We start from the raw sequence: 24,583 nt of genomic DNA, 5'->3' as shown, positions 1-24,583 counted from the left end.
AATTTAATTTTCTAAATTTGGCTTTTTTATATCTAAAATATTTTTTTTTTACACTAGCGAAGTTTCAAAGTTAACTGCTTTTTTTAAAAAAGCTTTTATTAACAAACGATTTGGCGCTAAACCTGAAGTTATAATTTGATTTCTAGTACTATTCCCTTCAGTTGAGATAGTTGAATTTGGATTTTGTTTTGTTCCCATAAACCACAAAACAAATTCAACATTTGAATTTCTAGAAGTACTTACCTCTGCTGTATTTGAAACAGGCTCAACCAAAGCATCCGCTAAAGAATTATTATCCGGAGACTGACTAAAAGCAACTACAGAAAACATCATTACAACAATCATAATGATATTGTTTACTGATTTTCTAAAGTTATTTTGCTTAGCTGAAATAGTCATAATAATTTGTTTTAAATTAGAGAAGGTAAAACCCCTTCCTTATCTGTGGACAAAATTAGAGCAACGCTACAGCTATAAAAAATATATTCGATAAACAACAATTATACTCGTTAACACACCTAAATAACAAAATAACAACAACTCTTTTATACCAATAAAAAAGTAAAAAGCATAAAAAAAGCTCCGTAGTACGAAGCCTTATATTAAGTTATGCTTGTCCTGCTGGACCAAAATTAAGCGGTATTGGCGATTGCTCAGTATCTTTAATCTCTCCATTAGCCAATTCGAATCGGTGAATATTATCACCTATTGCTTTTAACAATCGCTTAGCATGTTGAGGGGTTAAAACAATCCTTGACTTTACTTTAGCTTTAGGAATACCAGGCATGATACTCACAAAATCTAAAACAAATTCAGATGAAGAATGGTTAATAATCGCTAGATTAGAATAAATTCCTTCAGCAGTTTTTTCGTCCAATTCAATATTAATTTGTTCTTGTTGGTCTTTCATATAAAAAAAATTAAAATTAGGAACTCCTTAAAATTAAAATAGAAAGACTACACAAGGTAATCTTTCTATTTTTTATCAATTAGAATCTATTTAATTAATAAATATATTCTTCTTTGTTTGCCATCATATCATTGTAATCTTCCTTAGAACCTACAATAGCATTATCGTATTCTCTCATACCTGTACCTGCTGGAATTCTATGTCCTACAATTACATTTTCTTTCAATCCTTCTAAGTAATCAATCTTACCTGCTACTGCAGCTTCGTTTAACACTTTAGTTGTTTCTTGGAAAGAAGCAGCTGAGATGAATGATTTCGTTTGAAGAGACGCTCTAGTAATACCTTGTAATACTGGAGTAGCAGTTGCTGTAATAACATCACGAGCTACAACTAAGTTCTTATCAGAACGCTTCAACAATGAATTCTCATCACGTAATTGACGTAAAGTAACGATTTGACCTTCTTTTAAATTAGAAGAATCTCCAGCGTCTTCTACCACTTTCATACCGTACAACTTATCATTCTCAACAATAAAATCTTTAGTATGAATTAATTGATCTTCTAAGAACAATGTATCACCTGGATCTTGAACTCTTACTTTACGCATCATTTGACGAATTACTACTTCAAAGTGCTTATCGTTAATTTTCACCCCTTGTAGACGGTATACTTCTTGAATTTCATTCACCAAGTACTGCTGAACAGCAGCTGGACCTTGAATTCTTAAAATATCGTCTGGAGTAATTGCTCCATCTGACAAAGGAACACCCGCTCTTACGAAGTCATTTTCTTGTACAAGAATTTGACTTGAAAGTTTAACAAGGTATTTTCTAACATCACCAAATTTAGATTCGATAACAATCTCACGGTTACCTCTTTTAATTTTTCCAAAAGAAACAACACCATCAATCTCTGAAACTACTGCTGGATTCGAAGGATTACGAGCTTCTAAAAGTTCGGTAATTCTTGGCAAACCTCCTGTGATATCTCCTGATTTAGAAGAACGACGTGGAATCTTAACCAATACTTTACCTGCTTTAATTTTCTCTCCGTTCTCAACCATTAAGTGAGCTCCAACTGGTAAGTTGTATGAACGAATTAATTCACCATCATTACCATAAACTAATAAAGTAGGAATTAATTTTTTAGTTCTAGACTCAGAAATTACTTTTTCTTGGAAACCAGTTTGCTCATCAATTTCAACCATATATGATTGACCCTGTTCTAAATCTTCGTAAGCAATTTTACCAGTAAACTCAGAAACAATAACTCCATTATATGGATCCCATTTACAGATTACATCACCTTTTGCAATTGACTGACCGTCTTTTACAAAGATACTAGAACCGTAAGGAATGTTATGTGTATTTAAAACAATACCTGTTCTTTCGTCAACTAATTTTAATTCAGTAGAACGAGAAACAACAATATCAACTTCTTTTCCTTCGTTATCTTCTCCTTTAACTGTTTTCAAATCTTCAACTTCAAGTTTACCAGCGAATTTCGCAATGATACTTGATTCTTCAGATATACCTCCTGCAACCCCTCCAACGTGGAACGTACGAAGTGTTAACTGTGTACCAGGCTCTCCAATAGATTGTGCAGCAATTACACCTACAGCCTCACCTCTTTGAGTCATTTTTCCAGTAGCTAAGTTACGTCCGTAACATTTAGCACAAATTCCTTTTAACGCTTCACAAGTCAACGGTGAACGAACTTCAACTTTTTCCAAAGGAGAAGCTTCAATCAACTTCATTGTAGCCTCAGTAATTTGTTCTCCTGATGCCACTAAAACTTCACTAGTTAATGGATTGATAACATCTTGTAAAGCAACACGTCCTAAGATTCTTTCTCCAAGTGATTCAACTATTTCTTCATTCTTTTTCAATGCCGAAACTTCAACACCTCTAAGAGTACCGCAATCTTCAATATTTACAATAACATCTTGCGATACATCATGAAGTCTTCTTGTTAAGTAACCCGCATCCGCCGTTTTCAAGGCAGTATCCGCAAGTCCTTTACGAGCACCGTGCGTAGAAATAAAGTACTCAAGGATAGAAAGACCTTCTTTAAAGTTCGAAAGAATCGGGTTTTCAATAATTTCACCACCACCAGCAGTCGATTTTTTAGGCTTAGCCATCAAACCACGCATACCAGTTAACTGACGAATTTGTTCTTTAGAACCCCTTGCTCCAGAATCAAGCATCATATATACAGAGTTGAAACCTTGTTGGTCTTCTCTAATATTTTTCATTGCTAACTCCGTCAATTGTGCATTTGCAGAAGTCCACACATCAATAACTTGGTTGTAACGCTCATTATTTGTAATAAGACCCATGTTATAGTTAGCAGAAATACCAATTACTTGCTCCCTTGCATCAGCGATTAATTGTGGCTTTTGATCTGGAATTCTAATATCCCCTAATGAGAATGACAATCCACCTCTAAAGGCAAATTTATACCCCATATCTTTCATATTATCCAAGAAGGCAGCCGTTTCAGGCACACTAGTTGAATTCAATACGTGACCGATAATATCTCTAAGATTTTTCTTAGTCAATACATCGTTAATATATCCAGCAGCTTCCGGTACTACTTCGTTAAATAATACACGTCCCGCTGTAGTTTGAATGATTTTATAAACCAACTCACCATTATCATTAAAATCTTTTGCTCTAATTTTCACACGAGCATTCAATTCTAATCTTCCTTCATTTAAGGCAATATTTACCTCTTCAGCAGAATAGAAAGTCAAATCTTGCCCTAAAATAGTTTTCTCAGGAGTTGATAATCTTTCTTTGGTCATATAATATAGACCCAAGACCATATCCTGAGAAGGTACAGTAATAGGAGCACCATTTGCAGGGTTCAAGATATTGTGAGATGCCAACATCAATAGTTGTGCTTCCAAAATTGCTTCAGGTCCTAATGGCAAGTGAACCGCCATTTGATCCCCATCAAAATCCGCATTAAATGCCGTACATACTAATGGGTGTAATTGGATAGCTTTACCTTCAATTAATTTAGGTTGGAAAGCTTGAATACCCAATCTGTGCAAAGTAGGAGCACGGTTCAGCAATACTGGATGTCCTTTAATTACATTTTCTAGGATATCCCAAACTACAGGCTCTTTTTTATCTATAATTTTCTTAGCCGATTTAACTGTTTTTACAATTCCTCTTTCGATTAATTTACGAATCACAAAAGGTTTATATAATTCAGCTGCCATATCTTTTGGCAATCCGCATTCAAATAATTTTAATTCAGGACCAACAACAATTACCGAACGAGCAGAATAATCCACACGTTTTCCAAGTAAGTTTTGACGGAAACGTCCTTGCTTACCTTTTAAGGAATCAGACAGTGATTTTAATGGTCTGTTAGATTCTGTTTTAACAGCAGAAGCTTTACGAGTGTTATCAAATAATGAATCTACAGATTCTTGCAACATACGTTTTTCGTTTCTTAAGATTACTTCAGGAGCTTTGATCTCCATCAATCTTTTCAAACGGTTGTTACGAATGATTACACGACGATATAAGTCATTTAAATCTGAAGTTGCAAAACGACCTCCGTCAAGTGGCACAAGCGGACGTAATTCTGGCGGAATAACCGGAACCACTTTCATTATCATCCATTCAGGACGATTTTCACGGTTTAAGTTAGACTCACGGAAAGATTCCACAACTTGCAATCTTTTTAGTGCTTCAGTTTTACGTTGTTTAGATGTTTCGTTATTAGCTGAATGTCTCAATTGGTATGACAATTGATCCAAATCAATACGCGCTAATAAATCCATTATACATTCTGCTCCCATTTTGGCAACAAATTTATTAGGATCCATATCATCTAAATATTGATTTTCTTGTGGAAGAGTATCTAAAATATTTAAATACTCTTCTTCAGTCAAGAAATCTAATCTTTGAAGAGATTCTCCATCTGTATTCTTAGCAATACCTGCTTGAATTACTACGTATCTTTCGTAGTAAATAATCATATCTAATTTCTTAGATGGTAAACCAAGAATATATCCAATTTTGTTAGGTAGAGAACGGAAATACCAAATATGAGCAATTGGCACAACAAGATTGATGTGACCTACTCTATCTCTACGTACTTTTTTCTCAGTAACTTCTACACCACAACGGTCACAGATAATTCCTTTATATCTAATTCTTTTATACTTACCACAAGCACATTCAAAATCTTTTACAGGTCCGAAAATTCTTTCACAGAAAAGACCGTCACGCTCTGGCTTGTGCGTACGGTAGTTAATTGTTTCTGGTTTTAAAACTTCACCTCTTGATTCCTTCAAGATAGATTCTGGAGAAGCAAGACCTATTGAGATTTTATCAAACCTTTTAACTTGGTTTTTATCTTTATTATTTCTATTATTCATCATAGTTTTTACTATTGATTTATTTGCAATTAAAAAATTGATTTTGTTTTAGCCGAATTAACAACTCAAACACTACCTCGAATTACTTCTCTAAACTTTAATTACTCATTAAAGTGCTAGTCATAAAAACCTCTTGGTTTATATAAAAAATCGGAACGGTTTACGGGTATAAATCTTGAAAACTAATTATAAAAAGTGTTCAGCATTCAGTTTTTGAGTTTTCAGTTAGAAACTGAGCACTAAAAACTGAACACTGAATACTAAGTCTTATTCTTCTAATCTGATATCTAAACCAAGACCTTTCAACTCATGCATTAATACATTGAATGATTCAGGTAATCCTGGCTCTGGCATTGATTCACCTTTTACGATAGCTTCGTAAGTTTTAGCTCTACCAATTACATCATCAGATTTCACAGTTAAGATTTCACGAAGTGTACTAGAAGCTCCATAAGCCTCAAGTGCCCAAACCTCCATCTCTCCAAAACGCTGACCACCAAATTGAGCTTTACCACCCAATGGTTGTTGAGTAATCAACGAGTATGGACCAATAGAACGTGCGTGCATCTTATCATCAACCATATGTCCTAATTTCAACATATAAATTACACCTACGGTTGCTGCTTGATGGAAACGCTCACCTGTACCACCATCATATAAGTGTGTATGTCCAAAACGTGGAATACCAGCTTCGTCAGTCAATGCATTAATTTGATCTAATGAAGCACCGTCAAAAATAGGAGTAGCATATTTTCTACCCAAGTTCATACCAGCCCATCCAAGAACAGTCTCATAAATTTGACCAATGTTCATACGAGAAGGTACCCCAAGTGGATTCAATACAATATCAACTGGCGTTCCATCCTCTAAGAAAGGCATATCTTCATGACGAACAATACGAGCAACAATACCTTTGTTACCGTGACGTCCTGCCATTTTATCCCCAACTTTCAACTTACGTTTCTTAGCTATATAAACCTTAGCAAGTTTCAAAATTCCTGATGGTAATTCATCACCAACAGTAATCGTGAATTTCTCTCTTCTTAACGCTCCTTGTAAATCGTTCAACTTAATTTTATAGTTATGAATTAAATCATTCACCATTTTATTAGTTGCATCATCAGCTACCCATTGACCTTTGCTTAAGTGAGCAAAATCTTCAACAGCGTAAAGCATTCTTTGCGTGTATTTTTTACCTTTTGGTAAAACTTCTTCACCCAAATCATTCATTACACCTTGTGATGTTTTTCCGTTTACGATTAAGAAAAGCTTTTCAATCAATTTATCTTTTAGTTCAGTAAATTTAACTTCAAACTCCATTTCAAGAGCCCCTAAAGCATCTTTATCTTGAGTACGTTTGCGTTTGTCTTTTACCGCTCTTGCAAATAATTTTTTATCCAAAACAACACCATGTAAAGATGGAGAAGCTTTCAAAGAAGCATCTTTTACATCTCCTGCTTTATCTCCGAAAATTGCACGTAACAATTTCTCTTCTGGAGTAGGATCAGATTCTCCTTTAGGTGTAATTTTACCGATAAGAATATCACCAGGTTTTACCTCGGCACCAATTCTAATCATACCGTTTTCATCTAAGTCTTTAGTAGCCTCTTCAGAAACGTTTGGTATATCGTTTGTTAATTCTTCGTTACCTAATTTCGTATCTCTTACTTCTAATGAGTAATCATCTACGTGAATTGAAGTAAAGATATCATCACGAACTACTTTTTCAGAAATTACAATCGCATCCTCAAAGTTATACCCTTTCCATGGCATAAAGGCTACTTTTAGGTTACGACCTAATGCCAATTCTCCATTTTGAGTCGCATATCCTTCTGATAATACTTGACCAGGTACCACTCTATCCCCTTTTCTAACGATAGGTTTCAAGTTGATACTTGTTCCTTGATTGGTTTTTCTAAATTTAATTAAGTTATAAGTCTTCTCATCAGAATCAAAACTTACCATTCTTTCTTCTTCAGAACGATCATATTTGATAGTAATGATATTAGCATCAACATATTCAACAGTACCATGCCCTTCAGCATTAATCAGTACTCTAGAATCTGAAGCTACTTGACGCTCTAAACCGGTACCTACAATTGGAGCTTCAGGACGAATTAATGGTACGGCCTGACGCATCATGTTAGATCCCATCAAGGCTCTATTCGCATCATCATGTTCCAAGAATGGAATCAAAGAAGCAGAAATAGAAGCAATCTGGTTCGGTGCAACGTCTGTATAATGAACTTGTAACGGTGATACAACTGGGAAATCACCCTCTTCACGAGCAATTACGTTCTCAGCAGTAATTTTACCTGAATTATCCATTTCGATGTTTGCCTGAGCAATCATCATTCCTTCTTCTTCTTCAGCACTTAAATAGATTGGAGTAGCATTCAAATCTACAACACCTTCAGTTACTTTACGGTAAGGTGTTTCAATGAACCCCATTCCGTTTACTTTAGCATAAACACCTAGAGAAGAAATCAAACCAATATTTGGTCCCTCAGGAGTTTCAATCGGACATAAACGACCGTAGTGCGTATAGTGAACGTCACGAACCTCAAATCCAGCTCTTTCTCTCGAAAGTCCACCTGGTCCAAGTGCAGATAATCTTCTTTTGTGTGTAATCTCAGCAAGTGGATTCGTTTGATCCATAAATTGAGATAACTGGTTTGTTCCGAAAAAAGAGTTGATTACTGACGATAATGTTTTAGCATTAATCAAATCAATAGGTGTAAACACCTCGTTATCCCTAACGTTCATTCTCTCACGAATAGTTCTAGCCATACGTGCTAAACCAACGCCGAATTGTTGTGACAATTGTTCTCCAACTGTACGAACACGACGGTTTGATAAGTGGTCAATATCATCGATATCTGCTTTTGCATTAATCAATTCAATTAAATACTTAACGATAGTTATGATATCTTCTTTGGTCAAGACTTGCTTTTCCATTGGGATATCCAACTGTAATTTTTTATTCATTCTGTAACGACCTACTTCACCTAAGTTGTAACGTTGATCAGAGAAGAATAATTTATCAATAATACCACGAGCAGTTTCTTCATCAGGCGGTTCTGCGTTACGCAATTGTCTGTAAATATGCTCAACAGCTTCTTTTTCAGAGTTTGTTGGATCTTTTTGTAACGTATTATGAATGATGGCATAATCAGCTTGATTAGCATCTTCTTTATGTAACAAAATAGATTTAACGTTAGAATCAATGATTTCTTCAACATTATCTTTGTCGATAATAGTATCTCTATCAAGGATTATTTCGTTACGTTCGATAGAAACTACCTCACCAGTATCTTCATCTACGAAATCCTCATGCCATGTATTTAATACACGAGCAGCAAGTTTTCTACCGATATATTTTTTAAGTCCTGTTTTAGAAACTTTAATCTCTTCAGCAAGGTCAAAAATTTCAAGGATATCCTTGTCTCTTTCAAAACCAATGGCACGGAATAAAGTTGTTACAGGTAATTTTTTCTTTCTATCAATATAAGCATACATAACGCTGTTTATATCTGTAGAAAATTCTATCCATGAACCTTTAAAAGGAATTACTCTGGCAGAATATAATTTTGTACCATTAGCATGAAAAGACTGACCAAAGAAAACTCCTGGAGATCTGTGTAATTGAGAAACTACAACACGTTCTGCTCCATTAATTACAAAAGTACCACTTGGTGTCATGTAAGGAATTGTACCAAGATACACATCTTGAACAATTGTTTCAAAATCTTCGTGCTCTGGATCAGTACAATATAGCTTTAACCTTGCTTTTAAAGGTACGCTATGCGTTAGACCTCTTTCTATACATTCTTGAATTGTATAACGTGGTGGATCTACAAAATAGTCAAGGAATTCCAATACAAAGTTATTTCTTGTATCTGTAATTGGAAAATTTTCCATGAAGGTATTGTAAAGTCCTTCGTTGCCTCTTTCGTCTGATTTAGTTTCTAATTGAAAAAAATCTTGAAAAGATTTAACCTGAACATCCAAGAAATCAGGATAATTCGGGATATTTTTTGTTGAGGCAAAATTCAATCTTTCAGTTTGATTTGTTAACATCAATGGACAAAATTTTGATTAAAAAAGTAATTGTTGTGTATAAATACAAATTAGATTTATACTTTACTTCTACGCCATTACATCTTTAAAAATTAATTTAAGATAACTACTTTTTTATTATCTGTTAATTTTTTTTCCTCGTAATGGATAAAAGGACTGTATTTCAAAAGTTAAAATAGAGTATAATAACTTAGACTTTTGTTATACGAAAAATGGTTTAGGTCTTTGGGCGACTAAACCCAAGACCTAAACCTAATTTTTTAAACTGAGTTTAACTATTTAAGCTCAACTACAGCTCCAGCTTCTTCTAAAGATTTTTTAAGACCTTCAGCCTCATCTTTAGTTACACCTTCTTTAATGTTAGATGGAGCACCATCAACTAAATCTTTAGCTTCTTTAAGACCTAAACCAGTTAATTCTTTAACTGCTTTTACAACAGCTAACTTAGAAGCACCAGCTTCTTTCAATACTACTGTAAATTCAGTTTGAGCTTCTTCAGCAGCACCTTCACCACCACCAGCAGCAACTACTACAGCTGCAGCAGCTGGTTCGATTCCGTACTCATCTTTTAATATTGTTGCTAAATCGTTAACTTCTTTTACAGTTAAGTTAACTAATTGCTCTGCGAATTGTTTCAAATCTGCCATTTTTTCTATCGTTTTAAAATGATTTGTAAAATTATATTTTGTTTATTGTGCGCTTATTAAATAATAAGGAGAAATAAATCCAACCTTATTATGCTTGTTCAGCTTCAGTTTCAGCTTCAACTTCTTGTCCTGCAAATTTATTTTGCAAAGCAGAAATAATTTTTTGAGCTGGTGATTGTAATAATCCAATAAGTTCTCCAAGAAGTTCTTCTTTAGATTTAATTGTAGACAACATATTTAATTGATCATCTCCAATATAAACTTCAGCATTCACATAAGCACCTTTTAAAAGTGGCTTATCTGATTTCTTACGGAAATCTTTAATGATTTTACCTGGAGCATTAGCTACATCAGAAATAAAGATAGCACTGTTACCTACTAAAACTGAAGGTAATTCACCATACTCATTCTCTGACACTTCCATTGCTTTAGCAAGTAATGTGTTTTTTACAACCTCTAATTTGACACCTGCTTTAAAACAAGCTCTTCTTAAATTTGAAGTTGTTTCTGCATTTAATCCAGAAATATCTGCTACATAAACAATATTTGTACCAGCTAACTGTGCAGTTAATTCTTCAATCGCGATTGATTTTTCTTCTCTAGTCATACTAAAAATTATTAACTACCAATTATACTGCCTTCGGATCCAATGCAATCGCAGGACTCATAGTGCTTGTAAGGTGAATACCTTTAATATAGGTACCTTTAGCAGCAGTTGGTTTAAGTTTGATTAATGTTTGAATAATTTCGTGTGCATTGTCATAAATTTGCTCAGCTCCAAAAGAAACCTTACCAATTCCTGCATGTACGATACCAGTTTTATCAACTTTAAAGTCAATTTTACCAGCTTTAACCTCTGCAACAGCTTTAGCAACATCCATAGTTACTGTACCTGTTTTAGGGTTAGGCATTAAACCTCTAGGTCCTAAAATACGACCTAATGGACCTAATTTACCCATAACAGCTGGCATAGTGATGATTACATCAACATCTGTCCAACCATCTTTAATTTTTTGTAAGTACTCATCTAATCCAACGAAATCAGCACCAGCTTCTTTAGCTTCTGCTTCTTTATCTGGAGTAACTAATGCTAATACTTTTACATCTTTACCAGTTCCATGAGGTAATGTTACAACCCCTCTAACCATTTGATTCGCTTTTCTTGGATCTACACCCAATCTTACCGCGATATCAACAGACTCATCAAATTTTGCAGAAGCAATAACTTTAATTAATGCTGAAGCATCTTTTAAAGAATATAATTTGTTCTTTTCAATTTTTGAAGCAGCCTCTTTTTGCTTTTTTGTCAATTTTGCCATGTCTTTCTCTTAATTAAAAAGGAGCGTCTCCTGATACAGTTATACCCATAGATCTAGCTGTTCCAGCAACCATACTCATTGCAGACTCCATTGTGAATGCATTTAAGTCTGGCATCTTGTCTTCAGCAATAGCTCTAATTTGTTCCCAAGTAACACTAGCTACTTTTTTACGATTAGGCTCACCTGAACCAGATTTTAGCTTTGCAGCTTCCAATAACTGAACTGCTGCAGGAGGAGTCTTAACAACAAAATCAAATGATTTGTCTTTATACACAGTAATTTGTACTGGGCATATTTTGCCAGGTTTATCTTGTGTTCTAGCATTGAACTGCTTACAGAACTCCATGATGTTTACCCCAGCAGCTCCTAAAGCAGGTCCAACCGGTGGCGACGGATTCGCAGCACCTCCCTTAACTTGTAGTTTAACTACCTTACTAATTTCTTTAGCCATTTTTTAAAAAATTTAACACGACAACCATTGGAAGCGATTGAAGTGATTATTATAGTGTAACGAAAATTATACTTTTTCAACTTGCATAAAACTCAACTCTAAAGGTGTCTTTCTTCCGAAAATCTTAACCATTACTTCAAGTTTACGCTTTTCATCATTAATTTTTTCAACTGTACCGTTGAATCCATTAAAAGGACCATCAATTACTTTAATAGTCTCTCCTAAATTAAATGGTATTGCATGATTATCAGTATTCACTGCTAATTCATCGACTTTACCTAACATTCTGTTTACTTCAGAAATTCTTAATGGCACTGGCTCACCTCCTTTGGTTTCACCTAAAAAACCAATCACTGAAGTAATTGATTTAATGATATGAGGAACTTCACCAACTAAATTTGCCTCAATCATTACATAACCTGGAAAATAAACTTTTTCTTTAACTAGCTTCTTACCTTCTTTTACTGTTACTACTTTCTCAGTAGGAACAAGAACTTGAGAAACATAATCTTCCATTCCAAGTCTAGAGATTTCAGTTTCAATATAAGCTTTCACTTTATTTTCTTGACCACTTACAGCTCTAACGACATACCATTTCTTTAAATTATTCTCTGCCATGTCAAATATTAAGCTTTAATCCAGTTAAAAAATCCTGCTAATGCTTTTGCAAAAACCTCATCTACTCCCCAAGTTGCCAAAGCAAATAACACTGAAAAAACAGCAACAATAACAGTTAGTCGCTGCACCTCAGCCCACTCTGGCCAAGTTACATTTGATTTTAATTCTTCAAATGCCTCTGAAATGTAAGTACCAATTTTTGCCATTATGATTTATTTTTTAATTGCACGGGCGGAGGGATTCGAACCCCCATCAACGGTTTTGGAGACCGCTATTCTACCCTTGAACTACGCCCGTATAAAAACCAGTAACAACCGAAGCAGTTACTGGTTTTAAATTTATTATTATAGAAATTAATCTACGATTTCAGTTACCTGACCAGCACCAACTGTTCTACCACCTTCACGGATAGCGAAACGTAAACCTACGTTCATTGCAATTGGGCTTAACAACTCAACATTGATAGTTAAGTTATCACCTGGCATTACCATCTCTACTCCAGCTGGTAAAGAAATAACTCCTGTTACGTCAGTTGTACGTACGTAGAACTGTGGACGGTAGTTATTATGGAATGGAGTGTGACGTCCACCTTCTTCTTTTTTCAAGATATAAACCTCAGCTTTGAAAGTTTTGTGTGGTTTAACAGATCCTGGCTTAATGATAACCATTCCTCTTTTGATATCTTCTTTAGCAACACCTCTCAATAACAAACCAACGTTATCTCCAGCCTCACCTCTATCAAGGATTTTACGGAACATCTCAACTCCAGTAATAGTAGAAGTTAATTTATCAGCTCCCATACCAATGATCTCAACTGGATCTCCAGTGTTAGCAACTCCAGTTTCGATACGACCTGTAGCAACAGTTCCACGACCTGTAATTGTAAATACATCCTCAACTGGCATCAAGAAAGGCTTATCAGTATCACGTACTGGCTCTTCGATCCAAGCATCAACAGCTTCCATCAATTCAAGAATTTTAGGAACCCATGCAGCATCATTATTCAATCCACCTAAAGCAGATCCTTGAATAACTGGACAGTTATCTCCATCATACTCATAGAAAGACAATAAGTCTCTAATTTCCATTTCAACTAATTCCAATAACTCAGCGTCATCAACCATATCCACTTTGTTCATGAAAACAACGATACGTGGAATACCTACTTGACGTCCTAAAAGGATGTGCTCACGAGTTTGTGGCATTGGTCCATCAGTTGCAGCTACTACAAGAATAGCTCCATCCATTTGAGCAGCACCAGTAACCATGTTCTTTACGTAATCCGCGTGACCTGGACAGTCAACGTGAGCGTAGTGACGATTAGCTGTTTCATACTCTACGTGAGATGTATTAATTGTAATACCTCTTTCTTTTTCTTCAGGAGCATTATCAATTTGATCAAAAGATTTCGCTTGACAGTAACCAGCATCAGATAACACTTTAGTTATTGCAGCAGTTAATGTAGTTTTTCCGTGATCTACGTGTCCGATAGTACCTATATTTAAGTGCGGTTTCGAACGATTAAAGGTTTCTTTTGCCATTTTACTTAGATTTTAATCTTTATTAATTTATTAGTGTTCAAAATTTTTTCTTTGAGCCAATGTCGGGAATTGAACCCGAGACCTCTTCCTTACCAAGGAAGCACTCTACCCCTGAGCTACACCGGCAGAGAATTCTTCAACTTTAAATCCTTTGCTATAAGAACTTAATTTTATTATTTGTGGGGAGAGCAGGATTCGAACCTGCGAAGTTCTCACAGCAGATTTACAGTCTGCCCTCGTTGGCCGCTTGAGTATCTCCCCTCTTTTTTTATTTCCAATATTGCATTCGACCAAACAAACACAATACTACTGCTTTTTTTGAGCCGGCGGAGGGACTCGAACCCACGACCTGCTGATTACAAATCAGCTGCTCTAGCCAACTGAGCTACGCTGGCAGTATCAATAAAAAAAGTCCGCTATTTCTAACGGACTGCAAATGTATATATTTTATCTCTCAATCAAAACATTTTTTTAAAAAATTTTTTATATTAAGCGTATGCACGTATTTTTTCTTTCCTTTTTACCAACAAACGCTCTAAAGATTCTGCCGAAAGCTCCAAAGCTTCTTCAAAAGTCTTACACTGTTTTTTCACAACAAACCCATCTCCAGGCACATTTATCTTTACCTCAACAATTTTATTCTCCTTATCACTAGTTTTCTCAACTTTCAAATAAACATCAGAAGACACCACTTTATCATAATACTTCTCCAACTTATCCATTCTTTCTTGAACAAAACCAACTAATTTCCCGTCAACATTAAAATTGACTGCGTGAATACTTACCTTCATAATCAAAACTTATTTAATGGTTAAACTTAATTGCGAATTATTTTTTATTCCTAGGATGACTTTTTTCGTAAACTTTTTTAAGTTCCGACAAACTACTATGCGTATACACTTGTGTTGACGCCAAACTGGAATGACCTAACAACTCTTTCACTGAATTCAAATCTGCTCCATTATTTAGTAAATGAGTCGCAAATGTATGTCGCAACACATGCGGACTTTTTTTTACTTTTTCTGAAGCCGTACTAAAGTATGAATTTATTAGTCGATAAACAAACGAATTACTCAACTTTACCCCTTTTTTTGTGAGAAACAAAAATTCATCATCAAAAATCTCAGCCAAATCAGCCCTCTGCTGACTATAACTCAGCAAACCTTCTTTTACAACTGAAAGCATCGGAACAATTCTTTCCTTACTCCGCTTACCAAGCACTTTGATTGTGTTATTAGAAAAATCAACATCGGCAACTTTTAAATTAATCAATTCTGCTCGTCGCATTCCCGTAGCATACAATAAATCAATTATCATTTTATTTCGCACTAATTCAAATCCATCAACATTTTCAATCCGATCCAAAACAGAAACAACTTCTTTCTCTGAAAATGGAATTTGCAATACTTTTGAAGCTTTTAACGACTTATGCTTCAGCATAGGATTCACAGTTATCTGTTTTGTTTTCAACAAAAACCTATAAAACGCTTTTAACGAAGCCATTTTTCTATTAACCGAAGAAGAAGACAAACCTTCATCTACAAGAAATACAATCCAAGTTCGAATCTGGCTATAATTCACAAAAACAATTGATTCCTGCTCAAAATTACTCATATTAAAAGACTGAAAACTCAACAAATCACTTTCATAAGCGGCAACCGTATGAACAGAATAATTCTTTTCTTTCAATAAATAATCCTTAAAAAAATCGATAATAGTAGCCATAAAAAAAACCGTTAGCATCAAAGTTACTAAACTTTGACCACTAACGGCATTTATTTTCTAAAGAAAATCTACTAACTCTCTAAACTATCTTTCATGTTTTGAATGTAAGCAGCTTTCTGGAATTTCATTCTGTTTTTAACAGACGGCTTAATAAAAGCAGTACGTGCTCTTAATTGACGAACAGTTCCTGTTTTATCAAATTTTCTTTTATAGCGCTTTAATGCTCTATCGATATTTTCTCCGTCTTTAATTGGTATAATTAACATAATTTTGACACCTCCTCTCGTTAAGGCCGCAAAGGTAAAAATTATTTATTAATTAAACCTACTCATCTACAACTAATTTTAAAAAACAATGCTACACCCACAAAAAAACTCAGAAATCAACAACACCAACAAGAAGTTCTCTAGTAGATTTTTTTATAAAAAACCATTTCGTTATATTTGCAAAAGTATAACGTTATAAAAAACACGCCTTGAAAATAAAAAGTAAAATTTGGATTGAAACAGATGAAGGCATCCTCATTAGTGAAGGTCGTGTCAAATTATTGAAGTTAATTGCAGAAACAGGGTCTTTAAACAAAGCCGCCAAAGCAATGGATTTATCTTATCAAAAAGCTTGGAAATTAATCGACGCCTCCAACAAAGCTGCAAAACACCCTTTAATCGAAACCCAAGTAGGAGGAAACAAAGGCGGAGGTACAGTATTAACGCCTTATGGACAATCTTTGATTAACGCTTTTGAATCAATCAATTCAAATTGCTGGACTTTTTTAGATACTGAATTCACAAAATATGAATTATAACCATAGAAAAGCAAATGGAAAATAACATTACAGCCTATATCTTAGCAGGTGGAAAAAGCCAACGTATGGGAAAAGAAAAAGGCTTACTCCCTTTGAACAAAAAACCATTCATAAGTCATATTTGCGAGGCCTTACAACCTATTGTAGGATCAAATATTATTATTGTATCGGCTAATTCTGACTACGATTACCTTGGACACGCTCGCATCGAAGACATAATTGCAGATAAAGGACCTGTAGGCGGAATTTACACTGCTTTAAAACATTCTAAAACTAAATTTAATTTTATATTAAGTGTCGACGCTCCTCTCATTTCATCTGACTTACTTCAATGGATAGCAGACAAACATGAAGATTCTTATATGATGACACAAGTACAAGTTGGAGACAAACCAAGTCCTCTGATTGCCCTTTATGATCGTTCATGTAAAACTATTTTTGGAGAACATTTGGCCGCCAAACAGTTAAAATTACGCGATGTTATTGAAGATATGTCACACCAAACATTAGTTGTTCCTGCGAAATGGCACAATCAAATACAAAATATAAACACACCAGAAGAATACGAAAAATTACAATCATGATTATAAATACAAAATATTTTGGTTTGATTGCTGATATTACCAATAAAAACGAAGAACAAGTTTCACTTGACAATTCTAATGCAACAGTAGCATGCTTAAAAGGAGTAATGGAATCCAATTATCCTGATTTAAAGAAAACAAACTATTCAATAGCAGTCAATCAAGTGATTACTAACATAGATTTTTCAATAAAAAATCAAGACGAAATTGCATTTTTACCTCCATTTGCTGGAGGTTAAAAAATTAAAACTCAATTTTAAAATTCTAAATTCCAAAAAAGTGCGCTACAACAGACAAATAATTCTTCCTGAAATAGGCGAAATTGGTCAGCAAAAATTACAAAATGCTAGAGTTTTAGTAATTGGTGCTGGTGGATTAGGCTGTCCTGTGTTGCAAAATTTAGCTGCAGCGGGGATTGGCAAAATTGGAATTATTGATGGAGACATAATCGAAGAAACTAATTTACATCGACAGCTTTTATACAACTTACAAGATTGCGGTAAAAGCAAAGCGCTAACAGCTGCCGAAAAAATCCTATTACTTAATCCTGACATTGAAGTTCAAACTTATTATACTTTTTTCAGTGAAAACAATGCCTTTGAAATCGTTGATGATTACCAAATAATCGTTGATTGCACTGATACAATAGACATACGCTACTTAATAAATGATGTTTCAGCTCATCAAAAAATCCCAGTGGTATATGCTTCGATTTATAAATTCGAAGGACAGCTTTCTGTTTTCAACTATAAAAACGGACCTAGTTACCGCTGTATATTTCCAGAGAAAAATACATTAGACTCGGTTTCAAATTGTGAAGTCGCTGGTGTTCTAGGAGTTTTACCCAATACAATTGGAGCATTACAAGCAACAGAAGTACTTAAAATCATTCTTGAAATTGGCGAAGTGTTATCAGGAAAATTATTGATTTATGATGCTTTACATTTTCAAACTCAACTAATCGCTTTCGCAAAAAACCCGAAGGCTGTCGAAAAAAGTTTTATCAACGGTAGTCAACTTTTACATTCAAAAAAAATAAACGACTCCTTGACTCCAGCTACATTTTTAGAAAAATGTAAGCAAATGGACATTGTAGTTATTGATGTTCGAGAGAAAAACGAAAGCCCTGAATTTAGAGGTGAAAATATAATCCAAATTCCGTTATCAGAATTAGAATCATACAGTCATAAATTAGACAAAAACCAAGAAATAGTATTGTTTTGCCAGACTGGACAACGCAGTCAAACAGCATTAAATTATTTAAAAAAATCAGGATTTGTAGGTGTTTTTCATTTAGGAAAAGGCATACAGTCTTTATAGAACAATAAGAATCAACATAAATCAATTTGAATGTCAGCAGATAAACCAAAGAAAACGTCCTTCATTCAAGGACAAATAACATCCGATTTCATAGGGAATTCGATTGCCAAACACCAAACAAAAACAACTATTGGCGCTCATAACATCTTTTTAGGACAAGTTCGTGCTGATGTCATTGATGGAAAAACTGTTGCTGCAATTGAATACACTGCTTATGAAGAAATGGCAGAACAAAATTTTTACGAAATCAGAGAAGCGGCTTTCGCCAAATACAATTTAACATGCTTACACATTTACCATAGCTTAGGGTTGGTGAAAACTGGCGAAATATGCTTGTTTGTTTTTGTATCTGCTCCTAGACGAAAAGTAGTGTATGAAGCCCTAGAATTTTTGGTGGAAGCCATAAAGGAAAAAGCCCCTGTTTTTGGTAAAGAGATTTTTGAAGATGAATCCTATACTTGGAAAAAAAATACATAAAAAAATAGCCCACTGATGACACAGATAAAACAGATTATAACGGATTTAAGAATAATAATCCGTGTTAACCAGTTATAATCCGTTTTGTCCGTGGTCCAATACATAATTAAATGGTAGATATTACACACAAAATAATTACACAACGTACAGCTACAGCGCAAGCTGTTGTAAAAGTAGGCACACCAGCTACGATGCAGGCGATATTGAATAAATCAGTACCAAAAGGAGATGTACTTGAAGTAGCGCGTACAGCAGGTCTTTTTGCAGTAAAAAACACTTCAAACTCGATTCCTGACTGCCATCCTATGCCAATTGAATACACTGGAATTGAATATGAATTCCTTGACGATTCTATCTTAATCAAAGTAACCGTAAAGGCAATTTACAGAACTGGTGTAGAAGTCGAAGCCATGCATGGTGCTTCAATTGTTGCCTTAACGATGTATGATATGTTAAAACCAATTGACAAGCAAGTGGAAATTTCGACTATCAAATTATTGCACAAAAAAGGAGGCAAATCAGACTTTGGTAAAAATGACATTCCTGATTTAGCTGTAGCTGTAATGGTTTGTTCAGATAGTGTTTCAAGTGGCAAAAAAGAAGATAGAGCTGGAAAAGTAATCGCCGAAAAAATAAAAAGCTTAGGATTGCGTGTTTCTAATTACACCATTATTCCTGACGAAATCGTAGATATTCAAGAAACCATCCATACGATGTGTGACAAAAAAATGGATTTGGTTATCCTAACAGGAGGTACGGGATTATCGAATCGTGATGTTACTCCCGAAGCTGTTGCCCCAATGCTAGACAGACGTATTCCAGGTATTGAAGAAGCTATTCGTGCCTACGGACAAGACCGCACACCTTATGCGATGTTATCCCGCTCAGTTGTAGGTTTCAAAGGAAACACACTGATTATGGCTTTACCAGGTTCAACAGCTGGCGCAAGTGAATCGATGGATGCAGTATTTCCATCTATTTTACATTTATTCAAAATACTTAACGGATTCAATCATGGCGCATAGTAACCCAATGCAGGATACACACGGACGCATACACAACTATTTGCGCATCTCGATTACAGAACATTGTAATTTGAGATGTACCTATTGTATGCCTGCCGAAGGGATTGCGCTCACACCAAAATCACATTTGATGACCGCAGATGAGATTGTAACTATAGCCCAAACTTTTGTAAACTTAGGTGTCAAAAAAATCAGATTGACTGGCGGCGAACCTTTAGTACGTAAAGATGCTAAGGATGTTATACTGCGTTTAGGAAAACTGGGCGTTGAACTCACGCTTACCACAAATGGAATCCTAGTAAATGATTTCATAGACACTTTTAAAGATGCGGGGATCACAGCTTTAAATGTTAGTATCGACAGCCTACAAAAAGATAAATTCAATTCAATCACAAGACGTAATTATTTTGATAAAGTTTTAGAAAATTTAGATTTATTAGAAAACAACGGCTTCCACCTCAAACTAAATGTAGTGGTAATGAAAGGCTTTAATGATAACGAAATTTTAGATTTCATCGAATTGACTAAAGACAAAAACCTAATGATTCGATTCATTGAGTTCATGCCTTTTGATGGAAACAAATGGAATAAAGAAAAATTAGTTTCCTATGCTGAAATTTTATCACAAGTTGAAAACCAATACCTTTCTGAAAATATTGAACGACTTACTGATAAACCAAACGATACCGCCAAGAACCACAAAATAAAAGGCTTCAAAGGAAGTTTTTCAGTTATTAGTTCAGTCACCAATCCGTTTTGCAGCAGTTGCAACCGCATCCGACTGACCGCTGATGGAAAATTAAAAAATTGTCTTTTCTCAAACTCTGAAACATCTTTATTGAATACTTTAAGAGCTGGCGAATCCATAGAACCTCTTATTTTTAATAACGTAAAATCAAAACACGCCATGCGTGGCGGAATGGACGATGATGCTAAATTCCAAAACCCTAAACTATTTTCTCAAAACAGAAGTATGATTAAGATTGGTGGGTAATCTAACCTCCAAGCACTCAAAACTCTATCATACTGACTTACATAAACTTTAAACAAACTAATAAAAAATACTTAGGTATTTTTACGTAGTTATTTATTTTAGTTTTATTTTTGCAAGATGAAATTTATCGATTGCTCTCCTTGAGCAATGATTTATAGTAATTATTAATACGAAACTGAAATGAAAACAAATAACTATGCCTATAATATAAAAGCATTATTGATAGCCACAGTGCTTTCAATATTGATGATTGCATTAGTTTTTTATGGTTCTCGAAAATTACAAAATTTTGATGCAGCACTTATTACGTACTTATTCGGTACCGTATTTGCCTTTTTCGGAATTGTTTATAGATATTCTGTCTGGTTACAAAGACCACCTACTTGGATTTATTTCAAAAGAGGAATAACTTATCTGTTTACCGGAAAAGTGTTTTCTCATTTTTGGTTTGCTTCCAAAGAAACAATTGAAAATATAGCTTTTCAAAAATTCATTTACCCAAGAGGAAAATACCGTTGGATGGCGCATTTCATGATTGCCGTTGGTTGTACATCAGCTTTTATGATTACCATTCCCTTGACCTTTGGATGGATTCATTTTACAATGGCACCCAACTCTATTTCGGTTTATGAAGCACACTTTTTTGGTTTCAAAGTAATGGATTTTAAGCTAGATTCTATAATGGCCTTTTTGACTTTTCATGCTTTGAACTGGTCTTCCTACTTAGTAATTTTAGGTTCATTATACTATTTAAGACGCCGATTAACCAATCCTGGTTTGATTGCAACACAAACCTTTGAGGGTGATTTATTGCCTCTTATTTTATTAATAGCTATTTCGGCTACTGGTTTGGGACTAACCTACTCTTACCAATTCATGAAAGGTTTTGCTTTTGATTTCCTCGCTGTCCTACATGCTGTAACAGTGATCATGTTCTTGATTTGGATTCCATTTGGAAAATTTTTCCACATCATTCAGCGTCCTGCACAGATTGGTGCTCATATCTATAAAAAACAAGGAATGAAAATGGGAATGGCTATTTGCAAGCATACAGGTGAAGAATTTGCAACTAATTTACATATCAAAGATTTAAAAACAGTAACTAAAGAGCTTGGTTTTAATTTTGACATGGAAGATGGAAGTTCGCATTTAGACTTGAGTCCCGAAGGAAAAAGATCACGATTAGCACAAGCCCACTTAAAAGCAAGACAATCAGGCGGGAATTTGTTTGGTTAAACAACACCGCAAAGACGCTATGTCGCAAAGAAAATTGTGATTAAAGATTTTGAAAAAATAATTTAGAAAAACACGGCTAAGATAAAATTCAGCAATTAAAATTGAGCCTTTGCGCCTTAGCGGTTAAAAGATAAAAAAATGGCAAAATTACCGGTTTCAGCAGAAAATATAATTTCACAATTTGGCCCTCATAAAAACTATAGTCCAAAAGAGGGGTACGAAGGAAGAGATGAACCAGACGAATTAGTAAAAACACATTGTTGCTTTTGTGGTATGCAATGTGGAATACAATTGTCTGTAAAGGAAAATAAAGTAGTTGGTTTTGAACCTTGGATGGAATTCCCTTTTAACGAAGGACGTCTTTGTCCAAAAGGAGTACAACGCTATTTACAAAATAACCATCCAGACCGTTTGATGAGTCCGCTAAAAAGAGTGGAAGGACAAGGATTTGTACCTACTTCTTGGGATGATGCGCTATCAAAAACAGTTTCAGAAATTAAACGTATTCAAGAAAAATACGGCAATGATGCTTTCTCAATGCTTTCAGGGGTTTCGTTGACCAATGAGAAAAGTTATTTGGTTGGAAAATTTGCTCGTGTAGCATTGAAAACAAAAAACCTAGATTACAATGGTCGTTTGTGTATGGTGAGTGCAGGAGCTGGAAACAAAAAAGCTTTTGGTCTAGACAGAGGTTCTAATAACTATTCGGATTTAGAATATGCCGAAGTGATAATTGTGGCTGGTGCTAATATCAGTGAGACCTTCCCTACCCTAACCCATTGGATTTGGAAAGCTCGTGACCGTGGTGCTAAATTAATCGTTATTGACCCTAGGATGATTCCGCTGGCTAGAACATCAGACTTACATCTTGACGTTAGACCAGGAACCGACTCGGCTTTATATGGTGCTATGCTAAAATACTTGGCAGATCATGACATGCTTGACCACGATTTTATCGACAATTACACTTCAGGTTTTGACCTTACTCTTGATGCTGTTAAAGATTATACACTAGAATGGGCCGAGGAAATTACGGGAATCAAAAAAGAAAAAATTCAACAAGCTGCCGAATTATGGGGCAAAGCCAAAACGAGTTTCTTACTTCATGCTCGTGGAATTGAGCATCATAGTAAAGGCGTTGACAATGTATTAGGTTGTATCAATTTAGTATTAGCTACAGGTCGTATAGGAAAACCTTATTGCGGATACGCAACTATTACTGGTCAAGGAAACGGTCAAGGTGGTCGTGAACATGGTCATAAATGCGACCAATTACCTGGAAATCGTGATATCGAAAATCCAGAACACCGAAAATATATTGCTGATGTTTGGGGAATTGAAGAAAAAGATTTGCCTGGCAAAGGACTTTCAGCCTATGAAATAATTGAAGCTATTCACCGTGGAGAAATCAAAGGATTAATTTCAATTTGTTTCAATCCGCTGGTTTCATTACCTAATAGTAATTATGTTCGTGAAGCTTTAGAGAAATTAGAATACTATGTATGTATTGACTTTTTCTTAAATGAAACGGCTCGTCATGCTGATATGGTTCTTGCAGGATCTTTGCAAGAGGAAGAAGAAGGAACAACCACCTCAGCCGAAGGTCGAGTAATCCGTATTCGACAAGCAGTAACACCTCCAGAAGATGCAAGGACAGATACTTCAATTATTTTGGAAATAGCCAAACGTTTGGGCGTGGAAGATAAATTTACATACGAAAATAGTGAAGCTATTTTCAATGAATTGCGTGTTGCCTCAAAAGGTGGAACTGCTGATTACTATGGAATAACCTATAAAAGAATTGAAGATGAAATGGGCGTTTTCTGGCCTTGTCCAGAAATAGGTCATCCAGGTACACCTCGACTTTGGGAAGATAAAAAGTTTAAAACTCCTGACGGAAAAGCACATTTTAATCCTGCTCCGTATAAACTTCCAGGTGAAGTTCCTGATGCGGACTATCCAGTGATTTTAACTACTGGTCGTGTGGTATCACAATATTTAAGTGGTACGCAAACCCGTAGAATTGGAAAATTAGTGGATCAATATCCAGAACCACTACTAGAAATCCATCCTAAGTTAGCGCAACAATACGGTATACGACAAAGAGAATTAGTGAAGGTTTCTAGCCGTAGAGGTGAAGGAATTTTCCCTGCCAATATTGTGGAGACGATTAGGGAAGACACTGTTTTTATTCCGTATCACTGGTCAGGGAAAAAATCAGCCAATCAATTGACCCCGGGAACTTTGGATCCTATTTCAAAAATTCCTGAGTTTAAAGTTTGTGCTTGTCATTTGGAACCCCTTAGAGAACTAGCTGCCCCTTCGAGCGAATCAAAGGCTTATGCTAGTGTTTAAATCTAGGAAGGTAAAATGACAATCAGCAATTTATACGAATTGTAAAAATGACACAAGTATAAAACGGATTTAAACAGGTTAACACGGATTTTGATAT

At 35.0% G+C, this 24,583-nt stretch carries 23 protein-coding genes and 4 tRNA genes; 9 read left to right on the top strand and 18 right to left on the bottom strand.

Translation table 11 applies throughout. The features are described 5' to 3' along the window. Positions 1-48 precede the first annotated feature (48 nt). The 18 genes from SLW70_RS07035 to rpsU all read right to left on the bottom strand — a co-directional run bounded on the left by SLW70_RS07035 (position 49) and on the right by rpsU (position 15,956). Positions 49-399 carry a hypothetical protein gene (locus SLW70_RS07035; RefSeq protein WP_320891384.1) on the bottom strand — a complete coding sequence of 117 codons (351 nt, stop codon included), beginning with the start codon at positions 397-399 and terminating at the stop codon, positions 49-51. A 208-nt stretch (positions 400-607) separates the two neighbouring features. Beyond that, a complete protein-coding gene (locus SLW70_RS07030) occupies positions 608-910 on the bottom strand; it encodes a DUF3467 domain-containing protein (protein ID WP_320891383.1) in 303 nt (100 codons plus the stop codon). Between the two features lie 94 nt (positions 911-1,004). After that, a complete protein-coding gene (gene rpoC / locus SLW70_RS07025; protein WP_320891382.1) occupies positions 1,005-5,312 on the bottom strand; it encodes a DNA-directed RNA polymerase subunit beta' in 4,308 nt (1,435 codons plus the stop codon). A gap of 264 nt (positions 5,313-5,576) precedes the next feature. Beyond that, a complete protein-coding gene (gene rpoB / locus SLW70_RS07020) occupies positions 5,577-9,389 on the bottom strand; it encodes a DNA-directed RNA polymerase subunit beta (protein ID WP_320891381.1) in 3,813 nt (1,270 codons plus the stop codon). Between the two features lie 275 nt (positions 9,390-9,664). Next, positions 9,665-10,036 carry a 50S ribosomal protein L7/L12 gene (gene rplL / locus SLW70_RS07015; protein WP_320891380.1) on the bottom strand — a complete coding sequence of 124 codons (372 nt, stop codon included), beginning with the start codon at positions 10,034-10,036 and terminating at the stop codon, positions 9,665-9,667. A gap of 88 nt (positions 10,037-10,124) precedes the next feature. Then, positions 10,125-10,643: a 50S ribosomal protein L10 gene (gene rplJ, locus SLW70_RS07010; protein WP_320891379.1), complete on the bottom strand. Its 519-nt coding sequence runs from the start codon at positions 10,641-10,643 to the stop codon at positions 10,125-10,127. A gap of 22 nt (positions 10,644-10,665) precedes the next feature. Then, complete coding sequence (rplA, locus tag SLW70_RS07005; protein WP_320891377.1) at positions 10,666-11,355, bottom strand: 50S ribosomal protein L1; 690 nt, start codon at positions 11,353-11,355, stop codon at positions 10,666-10,668. A gap of 13 nt (positions 11,356-11,368) precedes the next feature. Then, positions 11,369-11,806: a 50S ribosomal protein L11 gene (gene rplK, locus SLW70_RS07000; RefSeq protein ID WP_220762453.1), complete on the bottom strand. Its 438-nt coding sequence runs from the start codon at positions 11,804-11,806 to the stop codon at positions 11,369-11,371. A 66-nt stretch (positions 11,807-11,872) separates the two neighbouring features. Then, positions 11,873-12,424 (bottom strand): transcription termination/antitermination protein NusG, encoded by a 552-nt coding sequence (gene nusG, locus SLW70_RS06995; protein WP_320891375.1) that lies wholly within the window; start codon positions 12,422-12,424, stop codon positions 11,873-11,875. Positions 12,425-12,432: 8 nt separating this feature from the next. Next, complete coding sequence (gene secE, locus SLW70_RS06990; RefSeq protein ID WP_320891374.1) at positions 12,433-12,630, bottom strand: preprotein translocase subunit SecE; 198 nt, start codon at positions 12,628-12,630, stop codon at positions 12,433-12,435. Positions 12,631-12,650: 20 nt separating this feature from the next. Further along, positions 12,651-12,721 (bottom strand) — tRNA-Trp (locus tag SLW70_RS06985). A 56-nt stretch (positions 12,722-12,777) separates the two neighbouring features. Next, positions 12,778-13,965 (bottom strand): elongation factor Tu, encoded by a 1,188-nt coding sequence (tuf, locus tag SLW70_RS06980; protein ID WP_320891373.1) that lies wholly within the window; start codon positions 13,963-13,965, stop codon positions 12,778-12,780. Between the two features lie 54 nt (positions 13,966-14,019). After that, positions 14,020-14,091: transfer RNA gene (locus tag SLW70_RS06975), tRNA-Thr, on the bottom strand. A 54-nt stretch (positions 14,092-14,145) separates the two neighbouring features. Next, positions 14,146-14,226, bottom strand: a tRNA-Tyr gene (locus tag SLW70_RS06970). A gap of 60 nt (positions 14,227-14,286) precedes the next feature. Then, positions 14,287-14,360 (bottom strand) — tRNA-Thr (locus SLW70_RS06965). Between the two features lie 93 nt (positions 14,361-14,453). Beyond that, positions 14,454-14,756, bottom strand: a complete 303-nt coding sequence (gene hpf, locus SLW70_RS06960) for a ribosome hibernation-promoting factor, HPF/YfiA family (protein WP_320891372.1) — start codon at positions 14,754-14,756, stop codon at positions 14,454-14,456. 37 nt (positions 14,757-14,793) lie between these two features. Beyond that, on the bottom strand, positions 14,794-15,690 hold the full coding sequence (locus tag SLW70_RS06955; protein ID WP_320891371.1) for a tyrosine-type recombinase/integrase: 897 nt from the start codon (positions 15,688-15,690) through the stop codon (positions 14,794-14,796). Between the two features lie 71 nt (positions 15,691-15,761). Continuing rightward, positions 15,762-15,956 carry a 30S ribosomal protein S21 gene (gene rpsU / locus SLW70_RS06950; RefSeq protein WP_320891370.1) on the bottom strand — a complete coding sequence of 65 codons (195 nt, stop codon included), beginning with the start codon at positions 15,954-15,956 and terminating at the stop codon, positions 15,762-15,764. A 209-nt stretch (positions 15,957-16,165) separates the two neighbouring features. Between rpsU and SLW70_RS06945 the strand changes: the two genes are divergently transcribed. The 9 genes from SLW70_RS06945 (at position 16,166) to SLW70_RS06905 (ending at position 24,486) form a co-directional block, all read left to right on the top strand. Continuing rightward, positions 16,166-16,495, top strand: a complete 330-nt coding sequence (locus SLW70_RS06945; RefSeq protein ID WP_320891369.1) for a winged helix-turn-helix domain-containing protein — start codon at positions 16,166-16,168, stop codon at positions 16,493-16,495. Positions 16,496-16,509: 14 nt separating this feature from the next. Continuing rightward, positions 16,510-17,079: a molybdenum cofactor guanylyltransferase gene (locus tag SLW70_RS06940; RefSeq protein ID WP_320891368.1), complete on the top strand. Its 570-nt coding sequence runs from the start codon at positions 16,510-16,512 to the stop codon at positions 17,077-17,079. Further along, complete coding sequence (locus SLW70_RS06935; RefSeq protein WP_320891367.1) at positions 17,076-17,318, top strand: MoaD/ThiS family protein; 243 nt, start codon at positions 17,076-17,078, stop codon at positions 17,316-17,318. The genes SLW70_RS06940 and SLW70_RS06935 overlap by 4 nt, the downstream gene beginning before the upstream one ends. A 40-nt stretch (positions 17,319-17,358) precedes the next feature. Beyond that, a complete protein-coding gene (locus SLW70_RS06930) occupies positions 17,359-18,399 on the top strand; it encodes a HesA/MoeB/ThiF family protein (RefSeq protein WP_320891366.1) in 1,041 nt (346 codons plus the stop codon). Between the two features lie 30 nt (positions 18,400-18,429). After that, on the top strand, positions 18,430-18,876 hold the full coding sequence (locus SLW70_RS06925) for a molybdenum cofactor biosynthesis protein MoaE (RefSeq protein ID WP_320891364.1): 447 nt from the start codon (positions 18,430-18,432) through the stop codon (positions 18,874-18,876). A gap of 110 nt (positions 18,877-18,986) precedes the next feature. Next, the gene (moaCB, locus tag SLW70_RS06920; RefSeq protein WP_320891363.1) at positions 18,987-19,901 is read left to right on the top strand and encodes a bifunctional molybdenum cofactor biosynthesis protein MoaC/MoaB; all 915 of its coding nucleotides are present in this window, start codon (positions 18,987-18,989) and stop codon (positions 19,899-19,901) included. Beyond that, entirely contained in the window at positions 19,888-20,895 is a 1,008-nt protein-coding gene (moaA, locus tag SLW70_RS06915; protein ID WP_414458247.1) for a GTP 3',8-cyclase MoaA, read from the top strand. Before moaCB ends, moaA begins: the two co-directional genes overlap by 14 nt. 180 nt (positions 20,896-21,075) lie before the next feature. Beyond that, positions 21,076-22,131, top strand: coding sequence for an MFS transporter (locus tag SLW70_RS06910; RefSeq protein WP_320891361.1), 1,056 nt, complete (start codon positions 21,076-21,078; stop codon positions 22,129-22,131). A 138-nt stretch (positions 22,132-22,269) separates the two neighbouring features. Continuing rightward, the gene (locus SLW70_RS06905) at positions 22,270-24,486 is read left to right on the top strand and encodes a molybdopterin oxidoreductase family protein (protein WP_320891360.1); all 2,217 of its coding nucleotides are present in this window, start codon (positions 22,270-22,272) and stop codon (positions 24,484-24,486) included. The last annotated feature ends 97 nt before the right edge of the window (positions 24,487-24,583 follow it).

Source organism: Flavobacterium sp. NG2 (assembly GCF_034119845.1).
Lineage (GTDB): Bacteria > Bacteroidota > Bacteroidia > Flavobacteriales > Flavobacteriaceae > Flavobacterium.
The sequence above is the reverse complement of the archived record's forward strand: the minus strand, read 5'-3'. Positions and strand labels throughout refer to the sequence as shown.

What these genes read in the sequence shown, in the direction of transcription:
- rplK (WP_220762453.1), bottom strand. Translation starts at nt 11,806, where the DNA reads ATGGCTAAAGAAATTAGTAAGGTAGTTAAACTACAAGTTAAGGGAGGT.
- tuf (WP_320891373.1), bottom strand. Translation starts at nt 13,965, where the DNA reads ATGGCAAAAGAAACCTTTAATCGTTCGAAACCGCACTTAAATATAGGT.
- SLW70_RS07035 (WP_320891384.1), bottom strand. Translation starts at nt 399, where the DNA reads ATGACTATTTCAGCTAAGCAAAATAACTTTAGAAAATCAGTAAACAAT.
- rplA (WP_320891377.1), bottom strand. Translation starts at nt 11,355, where the DNA reads ATGGCAAAATTGACAAAAAAGCAAAAAGAGGCTGCTTCAAAAATTGAA.
- SLW70_RS06905 (WP_320891360.1), top strand. Translation starts at nt 22,270, where the DNA reads ATGGCAAAATTACCGGTTTCAGCAGAAAATATAATTTCACAATTTGGC.
- secE (WP_320891374.1), bottom strand. Translation starts at nt 12,630, where the DNA reads ATGGCAAAAATTGGTACTTACATTTCAGAGGCATTTGAAGAATTAAAA.
- SLW70_RS06940 (WP_320891368.1), top strand. Translation starts at nt 16,510, where the DNA reads ATGGAAAATAACATTACAGCCTATATCTTAGCAGGTGGAAAAAGCCAA.
- SLW70_RS06910 (WP_320891361.1), top strand. Translation starts at nt 21,076, where the DNA reads ATGAAAACAAATAACTATGCCTATAATATAAAAGCATTATTGATAGCC.
- moaCB (WP_320891363.1), top strand. Translation starts at nt 18,987, where the DNA reads ATGGTAGATATTACACACAAAATAATTACACAACGTACAGCTACAGCG.
- SLW70_RS07030 (WP_320891383.1), bottom strand. Translation starts at nt 910, where the DNA reads ATGAAAGACCAACAAGAACAAATTAATATTGAATTGGACGAAAAAACT.
- SLW70_RS06925 (WP_320891364.1), top strand. Translation starts at nt 18,430, where the DNA reads ATGTCAGCAGATAAACCAAAGAAAACGTCCTTCATTCAAGGACAAATA.
- rpoB (WP_320891381.1), bottom strand. Translation starts at nt 9,389, where the DNA reads ATGTTAACAAATCAAACTGAAAGATTGAATTTTGCCTCAACAAAAAAT.
- nusG (WP_320891375.1), bottom strand. Translation starts at nt 12,424, where the DNA reads ATGGCAGAGAATAATTTAAAGAAATGGTATGTCGTTAGAGCTGTAAGT.
- SLW70_RS06935 (WP_320891367.1), top strand. Translation starts at nt 17,076, where the DNA reads ATGATTATAAATACAAAATATTTTGGTTTGATTGCTGATATTACCAAT.
- hpf (WP_320891372.1), bottom strand. Translation starts at nt 14,756, where the DNA reads ATGAAGGTAAGTATTCACGCAGTCAATTTTAATGTTGACGGGAAATTA.
- SLW70_RS06955 (WP_320891371.1), bottom strand. Translation starts at nt 15,690, where the DNA reads ATGGCTACTATTATCGATTTTTTTAAGGATTATTTATTGAAAGAAAAG.
- rpsU (WP_320891370.1), bottom strand. Translation starts at nt 15,956, where the DNA reads ATGTTAATTATACCAATTAAAGACGGAGAAAATATCGATAGAGCATTA.
- rplL (WP_320891380.1), bottom strand. Translation starts at nt 10,036, where the DNA reads ATGGCAGATTTGAAACAATTCGCAGAGCAATTAGTTAACTTAACTGTA.
- rpoC (WP_320891382.1), bottom strand. Translation starts at nt 5,312, where the DNA reads ATGATGAATAATAGAAATAATAAAGATAAAAACCAAGTTAAAAGGTTT.
- rplJ (WP_320891379.1), bottom strand. Translation starts at nt 10,643, where the DNA reads ATGACTAGAGAAGAAAAATCAATCGCGATTGAAGAATTAACTGCACAG.